Below are 6458 nucleotides of genomic sequence, written 5' to 3'. Positions count from 1 at the left end.
GGCTCCAGTTCGTAGAGCGTCACGACGGGACCCGGGCGCACCGCCAGGATGTCGCCGCGCACGCCGAAATCCTGGACCGTCTGCTGGAGGTTGAGGGCGTTCTGCTCGAGCACGTCGGCATCGACCTCCTCCGTGTCGTTCAGGGGCGGCTCGGCCAGGAGTTCGAGGGAGGGATGCTCGTAATCGGCGTTCTCCACGAAGGACATCGGCACGTGCCGGCCGGCCGGGATGAGGAGCGGGCGCTCGGGCAGGATCGCGCGCGGCATGTGAACGGCGGGCAGCGGCCCGGCGGCGGGGGCCTCCGGGGCGGCCTCGACCTCGGGTGCGACGAACTCGGACGCCGGGCCTTCAGAGGCCGAGACCTCGGACGCCGGGACTTCCGGTAAGCCGGCCTCGGGTGCCTCGACCTGCCGCGGCTCGGCCTGGATCGGCGCGGGGGCCTCCGGCTCGGCGCCCGGGGCGCCCTTGGGGCTGCGCAGCAGTACCGGGCGCGGCGGGATCGCGGTGGGCACGAAGGCCGGTGCGGCGGCGCGGGGGGCCGGGACGAAGGGCGCCACCGGCACGAACTGGCTCGCAGCCGACAGGGCAGGGGAGGGGGCCGGAGCTGCCGGCAGAACCTCTGCGGTCACGGACGGGGCGGGCGCCGCTGGTCGGCCGGCACGGATCGCCGCGCGGGCCGCCATGGCGTGGAGCGGGGCGGGGCGAACCGGCGACGGGACGGGGAGCGCGTTGTCCTGGCCCTCGACGGGGCAGGGCGGGCCGAAGGTCTCGAACCGGACCACGTGCTCAAGGCGATAGGACGCGACCGGGGCCGGTGCGTTTGCGGGGAGCGGAGCGGGCGCGAACACCGGGGCGGCCAACTCGGGAGCCTCGACGGCCTCGATAGCAAGCGCTTCGGGCGTGTCCTCGGCAGGGGCCTCGGGCAGCGGCGCGGCCTCGGCCTGGATCGCCGACCAGGCGTCGAGGGCGGCGCCGTCGCGGCCGTCGAACCAGGCATGGACCTCGGACCAGTCCGGCACGTCCGACCAGTCGCGGTCGTCGAGGATCACCGGCGCCGGGACGGGCGCGACTTCGATCACGGCGGCGTCGGTGGCCGGGAGGTCCGCGCTCAGCGTTTGCGTGCTCGAAGCCTCGGCGCTGGGGCGGCCCTGGCGGCGATCGGGACTGCGGAAGAAGCGGACGCCGGGGGGCGCGACGAAGGGCTGACGCCAGAGGGGCTCGGGCACCTGCGCGGCCAGGGCCTCGGCCTCGGCCTGCGCCGCCTGCGCGGCCAGGGCCTGCGCCTCGGCCTCCGCGCGCAGGGCCTCCTGCTCGGCCTGCAGGCGCAGCGCCTCGGCTTCCGCCTCCGCGTGGGCCTGGGCGCGGGCGGCCCGCTCGGCATCCAGGGCGCGTTGGCGGCGCTCGTGCAGCACGGGGTCGGGGGTGCGGGTATAGCGCACGGCCGGGCTCGGCTCCGGCGCCGATGCGGCGGGACCGGCGGACGGGATCTCCCCAGTCTCGGGCATGATCGCGGCGGGGCGGCGCGGGGTCCGGATCAGCACGCGCGGGGCGGGCGTCTCGCCCTCCATCAGGCCCTCGTCGAACCGGGCCGACGGGTCGGCGCGGCGCGGGATCATGTCGAGGGTGGCGCGGTCGTCGAAGATTCCGGCGGGCCAGGCCTGGATCGCGGGCGCGGGCCGGAAGGCGAGGCCGACCTCGTTGCGGCCGACCAGGGCCTGCGGGCTCGTCATCCAGCTCGGGGTCGGGCGGGTGGCGGCCACGGTGTAATCCGGCCGCTGCGGCGGGCCGGCGAGGCGCCGCGAGAGGGTCGCCCGCAGGTTCATCAACCGGTGCGCGAGGGCGCCGATCGACAGGCCGAGGCGGTCGCCGCCCCGAACGGGACGCGAAGGATCACGATGGGAGTAGGGAAGCCGTCCCGATGCGCGCATGATTGGCCGGATGTACTCAATACGGGTCCGCCGCCGGGAGCGGCGCGGTTCGGCCAAGAGTTAGCGGCATCGTCGTTAACAGACGCTTGCCCCGACCGATCGGATGCGCGCCATCACGCCCACCCGTGTCCGCCACGCATGCCCGGGAGAGCGGCCTGTCCTGCAAGCGGCTTGCCCTGGAGGCGGCTTGCCCTGGAGACGGATGGCGGCAGGGGTTAAGGTGCGGGCCCGACCAGCCCGGAGCCCCGCCCCTTGTCCAGCCCCTCGGCGCTCGAAGCCCCGGCCCCCACACCTTCAGCCTCCATGGCCGACTTCCGCTCCCTCTACCGGCACGGCTTCGCCCGGGTCGCCGCCTGCACCACCCGTAGCCATCCCGCCGACCCCGCCCGCAATGCGCAAGGGATCCTCGCCCTCGCCCGGTCCTGCGACGAGGCCGGTGCGGCCGTGGCGGTGTTTCCGGAACTCTGCGTCTCGGCCTACGCCATCGAGGACCTGTTCCTGCAGGTGACGGTGCTGGACGCGGTGGAGGTGGCCATCGCCCGCCTCGTCGCGGAATCGGAAGGGCTTCGACCCGTCCTCGTCGTCGGCGCGCCCCTGCGCTGGGGCCACCGGCTCTACAACTGCGCGCTCGCGATCCATCGCGGCCGCGTGCTCGGGGTCGTTCCGAAGAGCTTCCTGCCGAACTACCGGGAATTCTACGAGAAACGCCACTTCGCCTCCGGCGCCGGCATCGCGGGGGAGAGCATCCGGATCGGTGGCCTGGACGCGCCGTTCGGCACCGACCTGCTGTTTTGCGCCGAGGACGTGCCCCACCTCGTGCTGGGCATCGAGGTCTGCGAGGACCTCTGGGTCCCCGCCTCCCCCGGCACCGACGCGGCGCTGGCCGGCGCCACGGTGCTCGCCAACCTGTCGGGCAGCCCGATCACGGTGGGCCGGGCGGAGTCCCGCGCGATGCTGACCCGCGCGGCCTCGATGCGCTGCCTCTGCGCCTACGTCTACGCGGCCGCCGGCACGGGGGAATCCACCACCGACCTGTCCTGGGACGGGCAGACCAGCATCGACGAGAACGGAGTCCGCCTCGCGGAAGGCCCGCGCTTCTCCACCGAGCCCGTGATGACGCTCGCCGACATCGACCTCGGACTTCTGGCGCAGGAGCGTCTCCAGGCCGGCAGCTTCGACGATTCCGGACGCGGACGGACCCTCGCCCACCGCCGCATCCCCTTCCGGCTCGCCCCGCCGGCCGGCGATCTCGGCCTGATGCGCCGCCTGGAGCGCTTCCCCTTCGTGCCGGCCGATCCGGGCCGCCTCGCGCAGGACTGCTACGAGGCCTACAACATCCAGGTGGCGGGCCTCGCCCAGCGCCTGGAGGCGACGGGCACGAAGCGGGTGGTCATCGGCGTCTCGGGCGGCCTCGATTCCACCCACGCCCTGATCGTGGTGGCCAAGGCGATGGATCGACTCGGCCTGCCGCGCACGAACATCCTGGCCTACACCCTGCCGGGCTTCGCCACCTCGGAGGGCACCAAGGCCAACGCCCACGCGCTGATGGCGGCTTTGGGCACAACCGCCCGCGAGATCGACATCCGCGAGGCCGCCACCGTGATGCTCACCGGGATGGACCATCCGTTCGGGCGTGGCGAGCCGGTCTACGACGTCACCTTCGAGAACGTGCAGGCGGGCCTGCGCACCGACTACCTGTTCCGCCTCGCCAATCAGAACGGCGCCATCGTCATCGGCACCGGCGACCTGTCGGAGCTGGCGCTCGGCTGGTGCACCTACGGCGTCGGCGACCAGATGAGCCATTATGGCGTCAATGCCGGCGTGCCCAAGACCCTGATCCAGCACCTGATCCGCTGGGTCATCGGCACCGGCCAGTTCGCGCCGGAGGTGGGCACGACCCTGGCCGCGATCCTCGACACCGAGATCTCGCCGGAACTCGTGCCGGTGGAGGCCGGCGCCAAGCCGCAGAGCACGCAAGGGGTGATAGGCCCCTACGCGCTCCAGGACTTCAACCTGTTCTACACCCTGCGCTACGGCTTCCCGCCCTCGAAGATCGCCTTCCTGGCGCTCCACGCCTGGGGGAATGCGGACGCCGGCGCCTGGCCGCCGGACTTCCCCGAATCCGAGCGCGGCGCCTACGACCTGCCCGAGATCCGGCGCTGGCTCGGCGTGTTCCTCAAGCGCTTCTTCGGCTTCAGCCAGTTCAAGCGCTCGGCCCTGCCCAACGGGCCGAAGGTCTCGGCCGGCGGAGCGCTGTCGCCGCGCGGGGACTGGCGTGCGCCCTCCGACGGCAGCGCCGAGCCCTGGCTGGCGGAACTCGCCCGCAACGTTCCGGAGACCTGATCGACACAGTGCTGTCCGATTGGCACCCTAGGGCGTAGCTTGGGTGGGCGAATCGGAGGTTGACCGATGCAGAATTACAACGTTTTCTGCCTCAGGAGCGTCGAGGGCCTGTGCTGCGCCGTGCCGGAGAGCCGGGCCGTGCCCCCCTTCCTCGGGAACGGGCGCTGGGCCTTCGGGGGCAAGCTCGACGATCCGGCCGACGCGCCGTCCGACTTCGACGACCGGGCCGCCGAGACCGCGGTGCGCTTCAACGGCTTCTACCTGTTCCAGACCATGGATACGCGCTTCCAGTGAGCCCGGCCGGATCGCACCGCTCCGGGTCGCGGATTCTGGCGATCATTCCTTAAGGGGCGCCGTGCCAGGATCCGCCATCGTTGGGGGCCCGTGAGCCGGAGAACGACCCCTTGCCGGAGAAGGCCATGTCGGAGCATCGCAGGGAAGTTCGCCAGAAGACGTTCCTCAAGGGGCGGATCATCTTCAACAAGGGCGCCTCATCCATGGACTGCCTGGTGCGGGACCTGTCCGCTTCCGGCGCCCGCCTCGCGCTGACCGAGACCACGACCCTGCCCGAGGGCTTCGACCTCTACATTCCGCAGAAGGAGAAGACCTACCGCGCCAGCCTGTGCTGGCGCCGGGCCGACGGCATCGGCGTGACCTTCGTGGACGAGGCGGTTCCGGCGCCGCAGGCGGTCGCACCGGTGCCCGTGGCGGCCCCGATCTCGGCGCCGGACGACGCCGCGTCGATGCTCGCCCTGGTGCGCCGGATCAGCGAACTCGAGGCCGAGAACGCCGCCCTGCGGCGGCTGCTCGCCAGCCTGCCGGCCAGCGCCGCCTGAACCCGCGCCTCATCCGGCCGCCAATGCCGCGCGGATGCGGGCGGCATGTTCCGCCAGCGTGGCCTTGTCGGCCATGCCGCCGGTGTGGCGCTGCAGGGGCACGCCCTCGAAGCGCGGCACGATGTGGACGTGGAGGTGGAACACCGTCTGGCCGCCCGCCGGCTCGTTGTACTGGAACACCGTCAGGCCCTCGGCCGCGAAGGCCGTCTTCACCGCGCGGGCGACGCGCTGCACCGTGCGCGCCACGGCCGCGAGGGAGTCCGGGTCCGCGTCGAGGAGCCCGCGCGCCGGGGCCTTGGGGATCACCAGGGTGTGGCCGTCCCCTTGCGGCATCACGTCCATGAAGGCGAGGGTGTCGGCATCCTCGTAGACCCGCTCGGCCGGGATCTCTCCGCGCAGGATCTTGGCGAAAATGTTGTCGGGGTCATAAGCGGGCGCGTGGTGCGTGTCGGTCATGGCGGCCGGCTCCGGATTTGGCTCGTGCGATCGGCGCGCACGATGCACAGGCCGGTGCGCCGCGTCCACCGCGCGCAGGCTCGATCCGCCCCGTCCCGGCTTCCGCACGAACGGGACCGCCGAATGATCCGTGTGCGGCGAACCTTCCGGCCGGCCGGCGCGTTGCCTGCGCTTTGCCACCCAGCGGCAACGCTTGCCTGGAGGCGCTCGCCCGGAGACGCGCTTCGCGGCGCGGCGCGCCGGGGCCACGCCACCGGGCGCCCGCCCGCACAGCCTTGAGAGACCCGCCCCGCATGGCCCACGAGAGCACCAGCGCCATCTACACCGCGGCCGGCGCCAACCTCGCCATCGCGGCGGCCAAGTTCGTCGGGGCCTTCCTCACGGGCAGCTCGGCCATGCTGGCGGAGGGCGTCCACTCGGTGGTGGACACCACCAACCAGATCCTGCTGCTGATCGGCATGAAGCGCGCGCAGCGCCCGGCCACGGCGGCGCATCCCTTCGGCTACGGGCGCGAAATATACTTTTACGCCTTCATCGTCGCGCTGTTCATCTTCCTCGGCGGCGGCGCCTTCGCGATCTACGAGGGCATCCACAAGCTCCAGCACCCGGAGCCGGCGGCGGACGCGACGTTCCTCGGCTACCACCTCTCGGGCTTCTGGGTGAACGTGGCGATCCTGGGCTTCGCGGTGCTGGCCGAAGGCTATTCCTGCTACGTCGCCCTGAAGGCGTTCTGGGCGGAGAAGGGCAGCCGCCCGCCGCTCGCCGCCATCCGCCGCTCCAAGGATCCGTCCCTGTTCACGGTCCTGGCGGAGGACGTGGCGGCGCTGATGGGCCTCGTGGTGGCGCTCGCGGGCGTGGTCCTCGCCCACATCCTCGACATGCCGTCCCTGGACGG

At 72.6% G+C, this 6458-nt stretch carries 6 protein-coding genes; 4 read left to right on the top strand and 2 right to left on the bottom strand.

The features are described 5' to 3' along the window. On the bottom strand, nt 1-1928 hold a 1928-nt coding region (locus K2X24_RS06895), incomplete at its 3' end, for a DNA translocase FtsK (protein ID WP_292496082.1). A gap of 303 nt (nt 1929-2231) precedes the next feature. Between K2X24_RS06895 and K2X24_RS06890 the strand changes: the two genes are divergently transcribed. From K2X24_RS06890 to K2X24_RS06880, 3 genes are all read left to right on the top strand, one after another. After that, entirely contained in the window at nt 2232-4271 is a 2040-nt protein-coding gene (locus tag K2X24_RS06890) for an NAD(+) synthase (RefSeq protein ID WP_292496085.1), read from the top strand. A gap of 66 nt (nt 4272-4337) precedes the next feature. Beyond that, the gene (locus K2X24_RS06885) at nt 4338-4565 is read left to right on the top strand and encodes a hypothetical protein (protein WP_238281012.1); all 228 of its coding nucleotides are present in this window, start codon (nt 4338-4340) and stop codon (nt 4563-4565) included. A gap of 125 nt (nt 4566-4690) precedes the next feature. Continuing rightward, complete coding sequence (locus K2X24_RS06880) at nt 4691-5107, top strand: PilZ domain-containing protein (RefSeq protein ID WP_292496078.1); 417 nt, start codon at nt 4691-4693, stop codon at nt 5105-5107. Nucleotides 5108-5116: 9 nt separating this feature from the next. Here the strand turns inward: K2X24_RS06880 and K2X24_RS06875 are convergent, their stop codons facing one another. Further along, nucleotides 5117-5563, bottom strand: a complete 447-nt coding sequence (locus tag K2X24_RS06875) for an HIT family protein (protein WP_292496076.1) — start codon at nt 5561-5563, stop codon at nt 5117-5119. A 293-nt stretch (nt 5564-5856) separates the two neighbouring features. Between K2X24_RS06875 and K2X24_RS06870 the strand changes: the two genes are divergently transcribed. Beyond that, a partial coding sequence (locus K2X24_RS06870; protein WP_292496073.1) for a cation diffusion facilitator family transporter occupies nt 5857-6458 on the top strand: 602 nt, incomplete at its 3' end.

The organism is Methylobacterium sp. (assembly GCF_019750675.1).
Taxonomy (GTDB): domain Bacteria; phylum Pseudomonadota; class Alphaproteobacteria; order Rhizobiales; family Beijerinckiaceae; genus Methylobacterium.
The sequence above is the reverse complement of the archived record's forward strand: the minus strand, read 5'-3'. Positions and strand labels throughout refer to the sequence as shown.